This window comes from Rhizobium acidisoli (assembly GCF_002531755.2).
Taxonomy (GTDB): Bacteria; Pseudomonadota; Alphaproteobacteria; order Rhizobiales; family Rhizobiaceae; genus Rhizobium; species Rhizobium acidisoli.
In genome coordinates this window covers 147,906-165,097 of the sequence record NZ_CP034998.1, presented here as the reverse complement: position 1 = coordinate 165,097, position 17,192 = coordinate 147,906, and the positions used below count along the sequence as shown (strand labels likewise).

The 17,192-nt window shown below is 62.2% G+C and carries 16 protein-coding genes and 1 tRNA gene; 11 read left to right on the top strand and 6 right to left on the bottom strand.

What is annotated here, in order from left to right; genetic code table 11:
- Positions 1–374: 374 nt before the first annotated feature.
- A complete protein-coding gene (gene phoR, locus CO657_RS00845) occupies positions 375–1,598 on the bottom strand; it encodes a phosphate regulon sensor histidine kinase PhoR (RefSeq protein ID WP_012556498.1) in 1,224 nt (407 codons plus the stop codon).
- 241 nt (positions 1,599–1,839) lie between these two features.
- Here phoR and ppk2 point away from each other — a divergent pair, with 241 nt between their 5' ends.
- Entirely contained in the window at positions 1,840–2,721 is an 882-nt protein-coding gene (ppk2, locus tag CO657_RS00840) for a polyphosphate kinase 2 (RefSeq protein WP_012556497.1), read from the top strand.
- 90 nt (positions 2,722–2,811) lie between these two features.
- Here ppk2 and CO657_RS00835 read toward each other — a convergent pair whose 3' ends face one another.
- Entirely contained in the window at positions 2,812–4,011 is a 1,200-nt protein-coding gene (locus tag CO657_RS00835; RefSeq protein WP_012556496.1) for a hypothetical protein, read from the bottom strand.
- A 286-nt stretch (positions 4,012–4,297) separates the two neighbouring features.
- Between CO657_RS00835 and CO657_RS00830 the strand changes: the two genes are divergently transcribed.
- From CO657_RS00830 to CO657_RS00810, 5 genes are all read left to right on the top strand, one after another.
- Positions 4,298–5,257: an NAD(P)H-dependent flavin oxidoreductase gene (locus CO657_RS00830; protein WP_012556495.1), complete on the top strand. Its 960-nt coding sequence runs from the start codon at positions 4,298–4,300 to the stop codon at positions 5,255–5,257.
- Positions 5,258–5,378: 121 nt separating this feature from the next.
- Positions 5,379–5,454, top strand: a tRNA-Thr gene (locus CO657_RS00825).
- A gap of 203 nt (positions 5,455–5,657) precedes the next feature.
- Positions 5,658–6,131, top strand: coding sequence for a hypothetical protein (locus CO657_RS00820; RefSeq protein ID WP_054181962.1), 474 nt, complete (start codon positions 5,658–5,660; stop codon positions 6,129–6,131).
- 231 nt (positions 6,132–6,362) lie between these two features.
- Positions 6,363–6,728, top strand: coding sequence for a hypothetical protein (locus CO657_RS00815; protein WP_054181963.1), 366 nt, complete (start codon positions 6,363–6,365; stop codon positions 6,726–6,728).
- 220 nt (positions 6,729–6,948) lie between these two features.
- Positions 6,949–8,439 carry an MDR family MFS transporter gene (locus tag CO657_RS00810; protein ID WP_054181964.1) on the top strand — a complete coding sequence of 497 codons (1,491 nt, stop codon included), beginning with the start codon at positions 6,949–6,951 and terminating at the stop codon, positions 8,437–8,439.
- Positions 8,440–8,470: 31 nt separating this feature from the next.
- Here the strand turns inward: CO657_RS00810 and CO657_RS00805 are convergent, their stop codons facing one another.
- Complete coding sequence (locus tag CO657_RS00805) at positions 8,471–8,848, bottom strand: nuclear transport factor 2 family protein (protein ID WP_054181965.1); 378 nt, start codon at positions 8,846–8,848, stop codon at positions 8,471–8,473.
- A gap of 114 nt (positions 8,849–8,962) precedes the next feature.
- On the opposite strand from CO657_RS00805, the gene CO657_RS00800 reads away from it, so the two are divergent.
- Complete coding sequence (locus CO657_RS00800) at positions 8,963–9,421, top strand: MarR family winged helix-turn-helix transcriptional regulator (protein ID WP_054182249.1); 459 nt, start codon at positions 8,963–8,965, stop codon at positions 9,419–9,421.
- Between the two features lie 28 nt (positions 9,422–9,449).
- Here CO657_RS00800 and CO657_RS00795 read toward each other — a convergent pair whose 3' ends face one another.
- The 3 genes from CO657_RS00795 to CO657_RS37070 all read right to left on the bottom strand — a co-directional run bounded on the left by CO657_RS00795 (position 9,450) and on the right by CO657_RS37070 (position 12,887).
- Positions 9,450–11,477 carry an ABC transporter ATP-binding protein/permease gene (locus tag CO657_RS00795; RefSeq protein ID WP_054181966.1) on the bottom strand — a complete coding sequence of 676 codons (2,028 nt, stop codon included), beginning with the start codon at positions 11,475–11,477 and terminating at the stop codon, positions 9,450–9,452.
- A gap of 278 nt (positions 11,478–11,755) precedes the next feature.
- Positions 11,756–12,655: a GntR family transcriptional regulator gene (locus CO657_RS00790; RefSeq protein WP_054181967.1), complete on the bottom strand. Its 900-nt coding sequence runs from the start codon at positions 12,653–12,655 to the stop codon at positions 11,756–11,758.
- 67 nt (positions 12,656–12,722) lie between these two features.
- A complete protein-coding gene (locus CO657_RS37070; protein WP_208766485.1) occupies positions 12,723–12,887 on the bottom strand; it encodes a hypothetical protein in 165 nt (54 codons plus the stop codon).
- Positions 12,888–12,943: 56 nt separating this feature from the next.
- On the opposite strand from CO657_RS37070, the gene CO657_RS00785 reads away from it, so the two are divergent.
- The 4 genes from CO657_RS00785 to CO657_RS00770 all read left to right on the top strand — a co-directional run bounded on the left by CO657_RS00785 (position 12,944) and on the right by CO657_RS00770 (position 17,159).
- Positions 12,944–14,446 (top strand): UxaA family hydrolase, encoded by a 1,503-nt coding sequence (locus CO657_RS00785; protein WP_054181968.1) that lies wholly within the window; start codon positions 12,944–12,946, stop codon positions 14,444–14,446.
- A 39-nt stretch (positions 14,447–14,485) separates the two neighbouring features.
- A complete protein-coding gene (locus CO657_RS00780) occupies positions 14,486–15,505 on the top strand; it encodes an aldo/keto reductase (protein WP_003588803.1) in 1,020 nt (339 codons plus the stop codon).
- Between the two features lie 9 nt (positions 15,506–15,514).
- Complete coding sequence (locus tag CO657_RS00775; RefSeq protein WP_054181969.1) at positions 15,515–15,961, top strand: RbsD/FucU family protein; 447 nt, start codon at positions 15,515–15,517, stop codon at positions 15,959–15,961.
- Between the two features lie 208 nt (positions 15,962–16,169).
- Positions 16,170–17,159: an ABC transporter substrate-binding protein gene (locus CO657_RS00770; protein ID WP_054181970.1), complete on the top strand. Its 990-nt coding sequence runs from the start codon at positions 16,170–16,172 to the stop codon at positions 17,157–17,159.
- Positions 17,160–17,192 lie beyond the last annotated feature (33 nt).

The window sequence follows — 17,192 nt, the reverse complement described above, 5'->3', positions numbered from 1 at the left end:
ATCTCCCGGCATTTGGGCTTGTGTGAGTGCGGCCTTTCGAGAGGCCCTCGCAGTGCCTTTTTTCATCGGCGGGACTCTCTTAGCGCTGTAAGCCTCGTCCTTTTATGTCAAATCGGTGAAACATTTGTGACAGATTAAGTAGTTGATATTAAATCATAAATTATACAGCATTCAGCCAATCACGTCGGTGGCCGGCAAAGTTGGACCGCATACTCGACCTGGCATTGCAAAATTTTTCATAAGCGGCCTGTCGGTTGCCGGACGCCCGCAAACGGGCGAAGGGCACGTGCCGCTACCTCTCGACTCCCTCTTCTCCCCTCGGGGAGACGGGACCCGCAACCTCTCCGCCCCTCGCAGACCTCGCATAGGACACGTCAGAAGCGCACCGTAAAATCGGTGCCCTTGCCGACCTCGGACTTGACGATCAGCCGTGCCCTGTGGCGAGTGAGGATGTGCTTGACGATGGCAAGGCCGAGGCCGGTGCCTTTTTTCGACCGGCTGTCCTCGATGCTGACGCGATAGAAGCGCTCGGTCAGGCGCGGCACATGCTCGGCCGGAATGCCCGGGCCCTTGTCGACGATGCTGACCTCGACCGGCTGGCCGGCGCCGTTCTTCAGCCAGACATCGACGGTCTTGCCCTCCTGGCCGTATTTGCAGGCGTTTTCCATCAGGTTTTCGAAGACCTGGACGAGCTCGTCGCGGTCTCCGAGCACCTCGACCTTGCCGTCGGGCAGATGCAGGTTGATGTCGACGCCGACATCGCTTGCCAGCGGCACCAGCGCATCTCTGACATGGCCGAGCAGCGGCACCAGATCGATCTTCTCATCCGGCGCGATGTGCGATTTCAGCTCCAGCCGCGACAGCGACAGCAGGTCGTCGACCAGCCTGCTCATGCGCGTCGTCTGATCGAACATGATGGCGAGGAACCGCGCCTGCGCCTTGAGATCGTTTTTCGCCGGTCCTTGGATGGTCTCGATGAAGCCGCGCAGCGAGGCAAGCGGCGTGCGCAACTCATGGCTGGCATTGGCGACGAAATCCGACCGCATGCGGTCGATGCGGCGGACCTCTGATATATCGCGGAAGGAAAGGATGAAGTAGCGCTCTCGCGCGCCCTCTTCGGCCGAAAATTCGATGGGCGCGCTGCGGACGATATAGACGCGCTCGGAGGGCAGCCGCTCGGCATGCTCGATCTGGTTCGGCGCATTGGTGGCGATGGTTTCCCGCACCATGTCGAGCACGCCGGGCGAGCGCAGGCGGGCCGATATATGGGCGCCGAGCGCCACCTCGCCGAAGGCCTTTTCGGCCGCCCGGTTCTGGAAGAGCACTGAGGCGTCGTCCGACAGCACCATGACCGGGATATCGAGGCCGGAGAGTGTGGCGGACACTTCAGGCAGGCGGCTTGGCGGCACCTCCGGCGCAATCTCCACCGGCTCGGCGGGTTCGTCCTTGATGACGGGCGCCTCATTGAAAAGCGCGGTGACGATCATGACCAGCAGGAGGCCAAGCACAACCCACTTGTTCATGCCGGCGGCAAGCGCGGCAAGCGCGCTGAGGATCGCCGCCAGCAGCACAGGCCGCTCGCGCCGGATGCGCGCCAACAGGCTCTTTCTCCACGGAGTTTCGTCTTGCAAGTGCCCTCGCGGCGTCGATTCGTTTTTCTTAATATTGAACTCTGCCTGATAGCGGCAATTCATGACAGAAGTTTTCGGGCTGCCGCTCTGATGCGAAAGGCCGCAGCCGAAACCCACGAAAAAATATCGGCGAATGCGAAAGATTTGATTTCCAACGGTAAATATGTTCGCCTGCGAGAAAGAACCGATCGGGCTTAAGGAGGAGCATATGGCCGAGACCGTCGAAAACAGGGCCGTGGAGCTGGAGATCCGCGGAAAGAAACGCACCTTCGATGTCGACGATCCCACCCTGCCGGACTGGGTGGACGAACACGCACTGGAATCCGGCGATTTTCCTCACAAGAAGAAGCTGAAGGAAGAAGACTATGTGGAGCAGCTGGAAAAGCTGCAGGTAGAACTCGTCAAGGTACAGTTCTGGCTGCAGGCATCAGGCAAGCGGGTGATGGCGCTGTTCGAAGGCCGCGATGCGGCCGGCAAGGGCGGGGCGATCTCGGCCTCCTCGGAGAATATGAACCCCCGCCTTGCGCGCGTCGTGGCGCTGACCAAGCCGACCGAGCGCGAACAGGGGCAATGGTATTTCCAGCGTTATGTCGCGCAGTTCCCGACCGCAGGCGAATTCGTGCTGTTCGACCGCTCCTGGTACAACCGCGCCGGCGTCGAGCCGGTCATGGGCTTCTGCACGCCGCAGCAATACGAGGATTTTCTCAAACAGGCACCGCAGCTCGAAAAGATCATCGCCCATGAGGGCATCTTCTTCTTCAAATTCTATCTCGATATCGGCCGCGAAATGCAGCTGAAGCGCTTCCACGACCGCAGGCACGATCCGCTGAAAGTCTGGAAACTGTCGTCGATGGACATCGCCGCGCTGACGAAATGGGACGACTACAGCGAAAAGCGCGACCGGATGCTGAAGGAAACCCATACGGATTTCGCGCCCTGGACGGTGATCCGCGCCAACGACAAGCGGCGGACGCGCCTCGAACTCATCCGCCACATGCTGAACAGGATGGATTATGACGGCAAGGACGAGAAGGCGCTCGGCGAGGTCGACAAGGAGATCATCGGTTCAGGGCCCGGATTCCTGAAGTAGGCGGCGAGCCGGAGCCTGACCACCAGCTTTACCGGGGCTGGCGCCATCGGCTTCGCCGAGGCTGGGGCTACCGGCTTCGGCGGAGCCGGATCATTGCCCCGGCAGGATGCGGATGGCGAAGAGGTTGATGCCGCGCGCCTTGCCGTCGAGATCGCTGTTGATCGTCAGCGTGCCCGGCGCATTCGGCGCCAGCGAACGGTCGAACTTCACCTGCAGCAGCGCATCCGACTTTTCGCGGGTGACGTTGAAGCGATGGCGGGCGCAATTGCCGAGCGACTGGAAATTGCATTCGACGGTGACCTGCGTCGGCTCGTCCGTGGTCGATTGCAGCGTCAGCGCGATCGTCGAGGATTTGCCGGCAAGCTGTTGCAGCACCGAGGCGGGAACGCTGATCGAGATATTGCCGTCGGCCGCACCACTTTCTGAAATCAGGCGGACGGCGGGGCCGTCATTCTCGGCGATCTTTTCGGTTCGCGCCCGCGGGCCGCTCTGGACCTTGTCGGCGTCATCGGGCTTGAAGACGGGGATCCAATCGGCCGAAAAGCTGTTCTGCGGATCGATGGTCACCGGCTCGTCGGTGTGAGGGGCGGCATTGCCGGCGCTGTCGTCATTGCCGGTGAAATCCTCCGGCTGGGTGCTCGCCGGCGGATTGGCGACGCTGGTGTCGCGCTCGGCGGCCGTCAGCAACAGGCCCGACGTATGCGCCCACCAGGCGCCGATGCCGATGAAGGCGAGCAGCACGCACCAGACGAGAAGCCTGGAAAAGAACTTGCGCGGCTTGCGGCGGCCTGCCGCCCGCTCCGGGCGGAAATCCATGCCGGCGGCGCGCTCGCCGCGGGCAAGCCGCTCCTCGCCGACGGGGGCGGCGGCGAGATGGTCGGCACTGCCGGCACGCACGTTGTGGAGGCTGAAATCATCGCCGCGGCTATGGGCCACCTCGGGAGCGCGGGTTTCGCCTGCGGCCACGGGGCTGTCGATATGGTTGTCGATATCGGCGACATCCGCTTGATGAACCGGCGGCGCCGGCATTTCGACGACGGGTGGCACCGGCACCTCAGGCGGCCTCTGGCGCGGGTGAAGGCGGTCGCGCTCCTCGCTTTCGATGGCGTGGATGGTGCTTTCCAGGCGATGACGATGATGGGCAACGACCTCGGTATCGGTGATATCCTGCTTGCGCAGGCCGGCCTCAAGCGCCTGGCGGGCCGACTGATAGATCCTCGCTCGAACCTCCGGATTGTCGCGATCGGAATTATCGAGCGCTGTTCTGATGGCCGTTTCTAATCCGCTCACGTCAAGTCCTTCACCTTGAACCCGGCATCGGACTGCAATCCCCGCCGTTCTCCATCAAAATTCGGTAGCGGCAAGTGCGGCAAACCGCAAGCCTTGCAGGCCCGGCTGCAGCGGATCGGCGGGGATAATCGCCAGGTTTCACCGCTTGCGCACCTTATTCCATTGGCTCTGTCGGCCGCATATATTCCGGCAGAAATCGACGAAGGCGTGGCAGCCGCTCTTTTATCGCCTTTTCTTCTCTGTTAAGAGATTGACGTTTTCGTAAACGTCAATGGATGCATGAATCATGGCCTTGCCCCCGATCCTGAGCGACAAATTGAGACTGCCGGTCATCGGCTCGCCGCTGTTCATCATCTCGCATCCCAGGCTGACGCTGGCGCAATGCAAGGCGGGTGTCATCGGCGCGTTTCCGGCGCTGAACGCCCGGCCGGAGAGCCAGCTCGACGAATGGCTGGCCGAGATCACCGAAGAGCTCGCCGGCCACGACGCCGCCCATCCCGACAGGCCGGCCGCCCCCTTTGCCGTCAATCAGATCGTCCATATGTCGAACAAGCGGCTGGAGCACGATCTGTCGCTCTGCGTCAAATACAAGGTGCCGATCGTCATCTCCTCGCTCGGCGCCGTGCCCGAGGTCAACGCCGCCGTGCATTCCTATGGCGGCATCGTGCTGCACGACATTATCAACAACCGCCACGCCCATTCGGCAATCCGCAAGGGGGCCGACGGGCTGATCGCGGTGGCGGCCGGCGCCGGCGGCCATGCCGGCACATTGTCGCCCTTTGCGCTGATCCAGGAAATCCGCGAATGGTTCGACGGGCCGCTGCTGCTCGCCGGCGCCATCTCCACCGGCGGCGCCATTCTCGCCGCAGAGGCGATGGGCGCCGACATGGCCTATATCGGCTCGCCCTTCATCGCCACAGAAGAGGCCCGCGCCACCGAGGCCTACAAGCAGGCGATCGTCGAAGGGGCTGCCGGCGATATCGTCTATTCCAACTATTTCACCGGCGTGCATGGCAATTATCTCAAGCCGTCGATCGTGGCCGCCGGCATGGACCCGGACAACCTGCCCGCAGCCGATGTCTCGAAGATGGATTTCGAACAGGCGGTCGGCGGCGCCAAGGCCTGGAAGGACATCTGGGGCAGCGGCCAGGGCATCAGCGCCATCAAGGCCGTCGAGCCGGTGGCCAAACTCGTCGACCGGCTGGAGGCCGAATACCGCGCCGCCCGCACCCGGCTCAGCCTCTGAACCTGAACTCGCCGCCCCTGCCCTCTTTTTTACCAAAGCCATGACAGGGCGCTTGAAATCTTCGGACAATGGCTGTATCAGCGCCATGCAAATCGCGGGCCGCATGCTTCGGCCGTGAAATGCCGCTTTAGCTCAGGTGGTAGAGCACATCATTCGTAATGATGGGGTCGCAGGTTCGAGTCCTGCAAGCGGCACCATTTTTCTTCAATCGCATGCTAACATCCTCCATTATAAACCTCTTTTAATATCCTGCGTCCACCCTTAGCTACGTTTGGCCGCTCGGCGGGCAAACTTCAGCAGATCGTGGGCTTCTTCACTCAACGCGGTCGGGCTGCCCTTCAGTTCGCATGAGCGGCTGGATGTCGATCGAGCGCGAGCAGGCCAGCAATTAGGAGGATTTATGCGGATATCGCTTTTGAGTATGGTAGTTTTCACCTTTGCTATGTCTTCGGCACAGGCCGAGGATTTCCCTCTCGCCTCATGTGCTGGGTGGGATGGAACGCTGGTCAGCAGGACCGGCACCGATTCACGCGCTGCGGTTATGGAAGGGAACGTCAATCAGGCCAACTTCCAGGAGTACTGCGAGCGAGATCCGGGATACGAGACGGTCGCGCATGGCGGAAAACTGACAGTTGAGCAGTGCGTGGCGATGTATCTGAAAGAAAGTGGTAAAGACAGCTATCGTTCCACCGCCGATTGCCGCAAGGGCACCCTGTCTTTCTTTCCTGCTAGCGGAGAACCGCTGCGGGCCACTTTCCCATTACCGGAGGATGCAGACGTGTCATGCTCCTCAGGCATGCCGCCGCTGATCAAGCAGTTCACGATGCTTTGCCCCAAGGCGGCGCGAAAGTTTAAAATGCTGGAGGGCGAATGACTGTCCTTCGTAGGCTATAAATTCATTGAGCTGCCGGGTAGGCATAGACGGTCGGGATGGTCACGATCAGCGCCCTTAGCCGGCGCCTCGGATTGCTGAGGGCGTGGTTGATCAGCCGGGGATGACGGGCGGCATGATGAGCAGGTGAAGCGGCCGCGCGACCAATTCCGCTCGGAACAATGCCGCCGCCGAGCCGGTTCTCCCTTTGCGGCAACAAAGACGGAGAACATCATGTCCTGCAAACTCATCGCAATATCCCTCCTTTCCATCGGCCTTGCCGGCTCGGCCGTGGCTCAGACGGCAGGCGGTGCGAATTCCAGCGGGCGGCTTTCGGTGGCGCCTGTTATCGGCGGCTCGGGAAGTTCCGGCTCAGGCTCGGCTGGCACCGGATCCGCCGGCACTGGTTCGGCGGGCAGCGGGTCCGTCGGCACCGATCCCGGCACGACCGGCAGCACGAGCGGCAATGGCGGCGTCGAGCTCAACAGCGGCCGTAGCACGATCAATCCGGGCGGCGTCAATCCCGATCTCAAGCCGACGCCGGGTTGCACCGCCGGTTCCGGGGATAGCGGCTCGGGCGGCGAGGCCTGCCCGCAGTGAGGATAGGACGGATGTCCGCCTGACAGAATGAAGGCCCGGGGCTGAATGTGCCGGGCCTTCGTCTCGGCTGTCGTGAAACCGCATAAAACAACGGTTGCCGTGAGAACTGCTTTACCGGCCGGTTTCCAGGACGTAATAGTACCGCATCCCTCCGCAAGCGGCGATCGCCCTACCCAGCCTGCCATTTTCCGGCGTCCGCGGAGCACCCGAAGAGGTTGTCATGTCGAATGCAGCGCATCGCTCGAACCGCGTGCTTGTCGTCGCGACCATCATGTTCGCAACCTTCATGGTGGCGATCGAGGCGACGATCGTGGCGACCGCGATGCCGCGCATTGTCGGGCAGCTCGGCGGTTTCTCCTATTACAGCTGGGTGTTTTCGGCCTTCCTGCTGGCGCAGTCGACGACAACCGTGATCTACGGCAAGCTTTCCGATATTTTCGGGCGCAAGCCGGTGCTGATCGGCGGCATCCTGATCTTCCTTCTCGGCTCTTTGCTCTGCGGGCTTGCCTGGTCGATGATGTCGCTGGTGCTGTTCCGGCTGCTGCAGGGGCTTGGCGCCGGCGCCATCCAGCCGGTGACGATGACGATCATCGGCGATCTGTTCAAGCTCGAGGAGCGCGGCCGCGTGCAGGGCGCGATGGCGACGGTGTGGGCGACGTCGGCCGTCGTCGGGCCGCTTGCCGGCGGCATCATCGTCGACAATATTTCCTGGGCCTGGATCTTCTGGATCAACCTGCCGATCGGCATTCTCTCGATCATCGCCTTCATGATCTTCCTGAAGGAGGAGGTGGCGCACAAGCAGGCAAAGATCGATTACCTCGGATCGGTGCTGTTTTCGATCTCGATCGTCGCGCTGCTCGTCATGCTGACGGAAACCGATGCCAGCGCCTGGATCCTGCTGACCCTCTTTGCCGTCTTCATCATTGCGGGCCTGCTCTTCCTCGCCCAGGAGAAGCGGGCGCCGGAGCCGATCATTTCGATCCCGCTCTGGAGCCGCCGGCTGATCGCCACCAGCAATGCGGCAACGCTCTTGGCCGGCATGGCGCTGATCGGGCTTTCCACCATCCTGCCGATCTATGTGCAGGGCGTGCTCGGCCGCTCGCCGATCGTTGCCGGCTTCACGCTGACCATGCTCGTCGTCGGCTGGCCGCTGGCGGTGATGCTTTCCAGCCGCTTCTATAAGGCCTTCGGTATCCGCCGAACGCTGCGCGTCGGCAGCCTGCTGTTTCCGTTCGGCGCCTGTTTCCTGCTGTTCCTGACACCGGAAAGTTCGCCGGCGCTTGCCGGGGCCGGCTCCTTCTTCATGGGCTTCGGCATGGGGCTGATCAGCCTCACCAGCATCGTGCTGGTGCAGGACAGCGTCGAGTGGTCGATGCGCGGCAGCGCCACCGCCTCGATCATTTTTGCCCGCAGCCTCGGCAATACGCTCGGCGCCACCGTGCTCGGCGCCATCCTCAATGCCGGGATCAATCATTATGCCGGCGGCGAGGCCGCGGCCGGCCTGCACGAGGCGCTGAACCAGCCGACCGGGCTTTCGGCACTCGCCGCCGATCCGGCGATCCGCGCCGTCTTCAATGCGGCCCTGCACTGGAGCTTCTGGGGCGTGGTGGTCGTCGCGGTGCTGACCTTCTTCACCACCTGGCTGATCCCGGTCGGGCATGGCCGGAAAAGCGAAGGCGCGGCCGTCGCAAGCGAGGCGACCTCGCATTAGGCGGTTCGGCTCTCGACGCTTAAGCCTCAGCTTACACGCCATCCCGGATATCGAAGCGAATAATCTTGTCGCCTTCGATGCGGAAGATATGCGTGACGGTCTCGTCCTGCAGGCCGTGGGTTTGCCCCTGCAGCGGCCGGCCGTCCAAGTCGAAGACTGACTGGACCACCTCGACAGCAAGGGCGCCGTCTTCGGTCTTTTCGAATGCGACCGGCTCGACATGCGGGCTGATGACGGCCCACTGACGAGTCCAATAATCGCGCACGGCCTCACGACCATGGATATGGCCGCCCTCCATGCCGTTGGCCCAGGCGACATCATCGGAGAGGACGGCAAGGACCGCGTCGATGTCTCTCGCATTGAAGCTGGCATAGATACGCTTGATCATCTCAACGTCATTTTGCGGCATATCGCTTCCCCGATGGTGATTGAAACATTCGCTGTCGAAACGGCCTTGTCGAAATCCGCTCAAGGAGATATATACGTACATATATATATTGTGGTCAAGCGAGTGACGAAGCGGATGAGCGAAGACGTGCTGTCAACACCGGGGCATCTCATCAGCCTTGCGGCGCGGGGCTTTGCTCGGCTGAGCGAGACGCGCCTCAAACCGCTCGGCTTCGGTGTCGGCCAGTTGCCGGTGCTGGTGGCGCTTGGAGATGGCAGGGCAAGCACGCAGCGCGACCTCGCCCGCTTTGCCAGGGTAGAGCAACCGCCGATGGCGCAGATGCTCGCCCGCATGGAGCGGGACGGCTTGATCGAGCGGACGCGCGACCCGGCCGACGGGCGCAGCAGCCACATTATGCTGACGAAGACGGCGCGGGAAGGCATGCCGGCAGCCATTGCGGCCTTGTTCCAGGGAAACAGCGAGGCATTGGCAGGGTTTACGGAGGCGGAAGCGGCGCAGCTCGTCGACCTGCTCGAGCGGCTGATCGACAATCTGGATCGGATTGCCGGCGCGGAGACCTCAGTGGGCGATTGACGAATTGCGACCAGGCGAAGGTCAGTTTCTATCCAGGGCTCCGCGCCTTGTTCGAGGCCGTGCCGGCCTTTCGCGGGGAGCGGCGGTTCTCCAGAACGCGTGACAGCAAGTTTCGTTTTCTCTTGCGCTTGATCAGGTCGATATCGCTGACGAGCTTTGCGCCGCCCTCGCGCCGCTCCAGGGTGATCTTGCGGCTATGGAAGACTTCGAGCTCGGCGCGATGCGCGACGCTGATGATGGTCACCTCGGGCAATTCCTGGATCACCATCTGCATCATCCGGTCCTGGCTCTTTTCATCGAGTGCCGAGGTTGCTTCGTCGAGCACGATGATATCCGGGGTGTGCAGCAGCAGGCGGGCAAAGGCGAGCCGCTGCTTTTCGCCGCCCGACAAGGTCTGGTCCCATGGCGCGTCTTCCTCGATCTTGTCGTTCAGATAAGCCAGTCCGACCTTGTCGAGGGCCGCCTTGATCTCATCCGAGGTCCAGCTATCGGCAGCGCCGGGATAGGCGACGGCGCGGCGCAGTGTCCCGGAAGGAATGTAGGGTCGTTGCGGCAGCATGAACAAACGTCGGTCGGCGTGGAAATTGACGCTGCCGTCACCCCACGGCCAAAGACCGGCGATCGCCCGCACCAGCGTGCTCTTGCCCGAACCGGACTCTCCGGAGACGAGCACCCGCTCGCCAGGTTCGATCGCCACCTGGGTTTCCGTCACCACGGCGGTGCCGTCGTCGAGCGATACGGAGAGGTCGTTCAGGCTGAGCATCGCCTCGCCTTCGGTTTCACCGCGCTTGATGCGGCCGAGCGCGTCGCTCTGTTCGGCCCGCTCCAGCCCGTCGAGCGACATCATCAGCGACGCGATACGCCGTGCGCAAGCGTTCCAATCGGCAAGACGGGGATAGTTGTCGACCAGCCATCCGAACGCACCCTGGACGATGGCGAAGGCTGAGGCTGCCTGCATGACCTGGCCGAGCGTCATGCTGCCTTCGAGAAATTTTGGAGCGCACAGCAGGACCGGCACGACCGGGGCAATCAGCATCGATCCATGCGACACCAGCGTCGTGCGCATGTGCTGGCGGGCCAGCAGCGCCCATTGCCCGAGCACATTGGTGAAGGTCTTGTGGAGGTCGTTGCGCTCCTCCTCTTCACCGCCGAGCAAGGCGATGCTCTCGCCGTTTTCCCGCACATGCGTCAGCGTGTAGCGAAATTCGGCTTCGGTTTGATTTTTGGCCTCGGAGACCTGGACGAAACGGCGACCGATGAACGCCATCGAACTGGAGGTGATCGCGGCATAGAGAACCGCGGTGACGACGAGAAAGCCGGGAATGGTGACGGTGAAACCGGCGATCGGCAGCGTCAACGCCCCGCCGATCGTCCAGAGCACGACGATGAAGGTCGAAGCGGCCAGGAATGCGGAAATGACCCCGGCGATGAAATCGACAGGGGCTTCGGTGGCAATCCGCAAATCCTCCGAAATACGCGCTTCGGGGTTCTTGTGGTCGCCGCCGATCAGGTTCAGTTGATAATAACGGCCGTTTGCCAGCCAGCGCCCGATGACCGCGGTCGTCAGCCAGGAACGCCAGCGGCGCTGGATCATCATGCGAAGCGCCACCTGGGTGGTGACAACAGCGACGGTGCCGAGCACCAGCGGCACGAAGACGGCGCTCAGGAAATAGACGGTGCCGGCATCGTGTCGCTCGATGGCGTCGAAAATCCCCCGGTTCCACAGATTGATTCCATATTGGAAGCCGACATTGATGCCGATCAGGGCCAACAGACCGATTGTGCAAGGCCAGGCGAACTTGTCGCCACTGCTGCCCCAGTAATGGCGCGCGCTGATCCAGAACCGCTTGAGCAGATACTTCTTGCGCGCCTGCTCGGCCTCCTCGGGCGTGAGTTCCGGACCGGGTTCAATTACATCCGGCGGGGGGACTTCTGGCGGTGGGACATCTGGCGGCGGCACGGCCTCGGCAGTCGATGGCTTCTCCTCAGCCGCCGTCTCGGAACCCTGCGGTTCGGTATCGTCGACCGATTTCGGTTTAGGTTTTGCGCCGCTCATAAGCACGATAACGGCTTATGGATCAGAAGGTTTCATGATGGCTTGGCGTTGTGCCGTGGACCCCCTCATCCGACCCTTCGGGCCACCTTCTCCCCGCTGGGGAGAAGAGCGGGAGCAAGATGCGTCGACACTGCCCAAACGAACCCGCTTCTTCCGAGCACTCCATTCAATGGAGTCAGAGGCGAAGCGGCAATCTCCCTCTTCTCCCCAGCGGGGAGAAGGTGGCCCGCAGGGCCGGATGAGGGGGCCGCACGGCACACGCTTTCCTCACCCTTCACTTACGCACCCTCAGTCGCCATCTGCGGCAGGGATTGCAGCAGGGTCTGGCGGGCGGAGCGCAGGTGGATGCGGCAGGCTTTCTCGATTGCGGCCTGGTCGCCGGATTCAAGCGCTGCGATGTAATCCAGATGCTCGTGGATGGCGCGTTCGTTGCGTTCGCGGGCGGCGGTCTTGTTCCACTGGTAATGATAGTGGAAGACGATGGCGATGGCGTCGTAGAAATCGGCGATGAAGCGGTTCTTCGAGGCGCGGTGGATCAGCAGGTGGAAGCGTTCGTCGAGGACGGAGAAATCCTTGAAGCGCTGGTTGATGTCGGCAAGCATGGCGTGATGTTCGTCGCGGATGGCGGCAAGATCGATCCAGGCCTGGCTGTCCCTGGCAAGCCGGCCGAATTCGGCGGCGGAATGCAGCTCGAACATCTCGCGCACATCGGCCAGTTCGAGGGCGAATTCACGGGTAAAGCCTTTCAGCGTCCAGTGGCTGTTCGGCCGTTTCTCGATCAGACCGAAGCGGGAGAAGCGGATCAGGAACTCGCGCACGCTTGTCGTGCCGGTGCCGATCTCCCGGGCAAGCTCCAGCTCGTTGATCTGCATGCCGGGAGCGGCATCATCGGCAAGGATGCGCTGCATGAAGCTGCGCTCGATGATGTCGTGCAAGGAGTCGGTTTCCTCGGAGGGAAAGAGGTCGCGGTCTGTGGGTTGGCGCAGCACGATCTTCTGGCGCTTGTTCCAGCGGATAATGCCTTCCTCGCTGAGGCGGGTCAGGATGGCGCGCGCGGTGGAGCGGCTGACGCCGAGCTGGGCGGCAATCTCCGGTTCAGAGGGCAGTGCGGTATCCGTGCGCAGGGCCACGGCATACCTGTTGTAGGCTTCCTTGAAGACCGTATTCTGCCTTGCCACCAGACCCCGCTTTCCGCCCTCGTGCCCAATCGCCTCTGCAAAGCAGGGCAGACGGACCGGGGCTTGTTCAAACGACCTTTAGCTTATTTCCAGTCGCCTGCGGCTCATTGCCTCCCTCGTCCACAGGATCAATATTCCCGTTGACTTGAAAATGTTTATTGTAGATAAAAAACAAAATCAATGCGCATTCGCCGATGCTGCGAGTGTTTCCTGAATTCAAGAGTTGGAGCATGATGTCGTCCGAAAACCGCTCAGATTTTTCGGTGTCATGCTCTGGGGAGAAGAGACTTGGACAAACTGCCTTGGATCATCCTGTCGGCCGGTGACAATGTCGCGGTCGCAACGGCGGCCATCGCGCCGGGTTCGACGGTTGCCGGCATCGAAACCCGTGAAAAAATCGACCCCGGCCACAAGGTGGCGATTTCAGATATTCCGCTCGGCGCCGCCGTGGTGAAATACGGACAGGCGATCGGCCGCACGACTGAAGACGTCAAGGCCGGCCAGCACGTGCACAGCCACAACCTGCATTTCGAAAACGACCGGCTGGCGGCGACCGCCAATTCGGCGCCGGAGATGGCGACTGGTGAAGACAAAGCGCGCACCTTCATGGGCTATCGCCGCGCCGATGGGCGGGCGGCGACCCGCAACTATATCGGCATCATCGCCAGCGTGAACTGTTCCACCACGGTCTGTCGGGCGATCGCCGACGAGGCCAACCGGACGATCCTGCCGCATTATGACGGCATCGACGGCTTCGTGCCGATCGTGCACGACCAGGGCTGCGGCATGAGCTCGACCGGCGACGGCATGAACGTGCTGCACCGCACACTTGCCGGCTATACAAGGCATGTGAATTTCGGCGGCGTGCTGATGATCGGCCTCGGCTGCGAGGTCAACCAGCTGACGCTTTACGGCCAGAGCGGCGCGGGCGCCTCCAAGCGGCATTTCAACATCCAGGATGCCGGCGGCTCGCGCCGCGCCGTCGAGCGCGCCATGGGCATGCTGCGCGAAATCGCCGCCGATGTCGGCAAGGAAAAACGCGTGCCGATGTCGATCGGCGAGATCATCATCGGCCTGCAATGCGGCGGCTCGGACGGCTTTTCCGGCATCACCGCCAATCCGGCGCTGGGGGTCGCGGCGGATCTCTTGGCGGCTGCCGGCGGCACGGCGATCCTGTCGGAAACCTCGGAAATCTATGGCGCCGAACATCTGCTGCGCAGCCGCGCCGTCAGCGACGAGGTGGCCAAGAAACTCGACGAGAAAATCGCCTGGTGGGAGGATTATGTCGCCCTGCACGGCGCCTCGCTCGACAACAACCCCTCGCCCGGCAACAAACGCGGCGGTCTCACCACCATCCTGGAAAAATCGCTCGGCGCCGTCGCCAAGGGCGGCCGCTCGCCGCTGACGGCGGTCTATGGTTATGCCGAGCGGGTCACCGCCCCCGGCCTCGTCTTCATGGACACTCCGGGCTACGACCCGGTCTCGGCGACCGGCCAGGTGGCGGGTGGGGCGAACATGATCGCCTTTACCACAGGCCGCGGCAGCTGCTTCGGCTGCCGACCGGCGCCGTCGCTGAAGCTTTCCAGCAATTCGGCGCTCTATGCCTCGATGGAAGAGGACATGGACATCGATTGCGGCACCATCGCTACCGGCGATGCGACGATCAGCGGCAAGGGCCGCGAGATCTTCGAGCTCATCGTCGACACGGCCTCCGGCAAGAAGACCAAGAGCGAACTCTTCGGCTACGGCGACAATGAATTCGTGCCCTGGCATCTCGGGGCGACGCTCTGATCTGAAATAGAAAATCCCAAGGCTTGACGAGGAAGCATGATGAAGACGAGACGCATCGGCAAGACCAAGCTTGAGGTGACCGAAATCAGCTTCGGCGCCGCAGCGCTCGGCGGCCTCTACCGCGCCTGCCCGCGCGAGGTAGCGATGGACACGCTGCAGGCAGCCTGGGACAGCGGCATCCGCTATTTCGACGTGGCGCCCTGGTACGGGCTCGGCCTCGCCGAACGCCGCGTCGGCGATTTCCTGCGCGACCAGCCGGATGGTTCCTACGTGCTGTCGACCAAGGTCGGCCGGCTGCTCAGGCCGGTGCCGACCGGAACCGTGCCCGACTACAGCTATGTCGATCCGCTCTCTTTCGATGCAGATTACGACTATTCCTATGACGGCATCATGCGCTCGGTCGAGTTCAGCTATGCGCGCCTCGGCCTCAACCGCATCGACATTCTCTATGTGCACGATATCGGCGTCTATACGCATGGCGCGGCGAAGAATGCCGTCTACCAGAAGCAGCTGCTCGATTCCGGTATCAAGGCGCTGGAAGAACTGCGCTCCTCGGGGGCGATCTCCGCCTTCGGCCTCGGCGTCAACGAAGTGCCCGTATGCCTCGACGTCATGCGCAACGCCGATCTCGACTGCATCCTGATGGCCGGCCGCTACACGCTGCTCGACCGCTCGGCAGTCGCCGAACTTCTGCCGCTCTGCCGGCAGAAAGGCACGTCGCTCGTCGTCGGCGGCGTCTTCAACTCCGGCATTCTCGCCACCGGCCCCGTGCCCGGTTCACATTTCGATTATATGCCGGCCGATGACGAGGTGCTTGCCAAGGTCGGCGCCATGGAGGCGATCGCCAAGCGCCACGGCGTGCCGCTCGCCGCGCCGGCCCTGCAGTTTCCGCTGCGCGAACCGGTCGTCGCATCGGTGCTGATCGGCACGGCCAAACCGTCGAGCCTGACGCGCAATATGGAAATCGTCGAGCCACGGCTTGCCGACGAGATCTATGCCGAATTCGAACCCTATACGCTGGTCGCGCCGCCGCTCGGCGCCGAAGCTGTCCGAGTCTGAGGAGACACTATGCTGAAGGGTATTCATCCGCTGCTCGGCCCCGACCTGCTCCACGCATTGAAGACGATGGGGCATGGCGACGACATCGTCATATCGGACGCCAATTTCCCCTCGGGCTCGATGGGCCCGCCGGTCATTCGCGCCGACGGCGTCAGCGCCATCGCGATGGCCGAAGCGATCCTCGCCCATATGCCGCTCGACACCTTCGTGCCGGAAGCGGCCTGGCGGATGGAGGTGGTCGGCGACCCGCAAGCCATGCCGGAGGTCTGCGCCGAGTTCCAACAGATCGTTGCCAGGCGCGCCGGTAATTTTGCCATCGTGCCGGTCGAACGCTTCGCCTTCTACGCGATGGCCCGCAAGGCTGCCTATATCGTCGCGACGACGGAATTCCGGCTCTACGGCAACCTGATTTTGAAAAAGGGCGTCGTGCATCCGCACGAGGTCGATCTCGGCTGATACCTATTTTAGGTTATCGTTGTATTGAAATGAAATCAGTTGCTTGGGAGGAATTTGCCAAAGCAAAAAAGCCGGATCGGCGCTCTTGCAATTTGACTGCGCCTCAGCTAGCTTCTGCCTGCAAATGTTTTTTATCGATAAAAATCGTCCGCCTGCGTTCAGCGGCCGATTTATTCGGAGGAGAACGCATCTTGAGAGGAGAACCCTTATGACCATCGTGAAATCCCTTCTGTCGCGCCGCGCCTTTACCGCGCTTGCCGGCGCTGCCGTTATCGCCACCGCGATGCCGGTCACGTCCTTTGCCGCCGACGTGACGATCCCGATCATCGTCAAGGACACAACGTCCTTCTACTGGCAGATCGTTCTGGCCGGCGCCCGCAAGGCAGGCCAGGATCTCGGCGTCAAGGTACCGGAACTCGGCGCCCAGGCAGAGTCCGACGTCAACGGCCAGATCAGCATTCTGGAAAATGCCGTTGCCGGCAAGCCGGCCGCCGTCGTCATCTCGCCGACCGAATTCAAAGCGCTCGGCAAGCCGATCGATGAAGCTGCCAAGTCGGTTCCGATCATCGGCATCGACTCAGGCGCCGACTCCAAAGCCTTCAAGTCGTTCCTCACGACCGACAACGTCCAGGGCGGCCGTATCGCCGCCGACGGTCTTGCCGCCGCCATCAAGGAGATGACCGGCACGGAAGAGGGTGAAATCGTCATCCTCACCAACCTTCCCGGCGTCGGCTCGCTGGAACAGCGCCGCGAAGGCTTCCTCGATCAGATCAAGACCAAGCATCCGGGCCTGAAGGTCATTGCCGACAAGTACGGTGACGGCCAGGCGACGACCGGCCTCAACATGATGACCGACCTGATCACCGCCAACCCGAAGCTCGTCGGCGTCTTCGCCTCGAACCTGATCCTGGCGCAGGGTGTTGGTCAGGCGATCGCCGAAAACAAGCTCGGCGACAAGATCAAGGTCATCGGCTTCGACAGCGACGACAAGACGGTCGGCTTCCTCAAGGAAGGCTCGATTGCCGGCCTGGTCGTTCAGGACCCCTACCGCATGGGTTATGACGGCATCAAGACCGCGCTTGCCGTCTCCAAGGGCGAGAAGGTCGAAGCCAATGTCGACACCGGCGCCAACCTCGTCACCAAGGCGAATATGGCCGATCCGAAGATCGACGCGCTGCTGAACCCGAAGATCAAGTAAGCAAGACTGACGGGCCGCGCCGGCTTCAAAGAC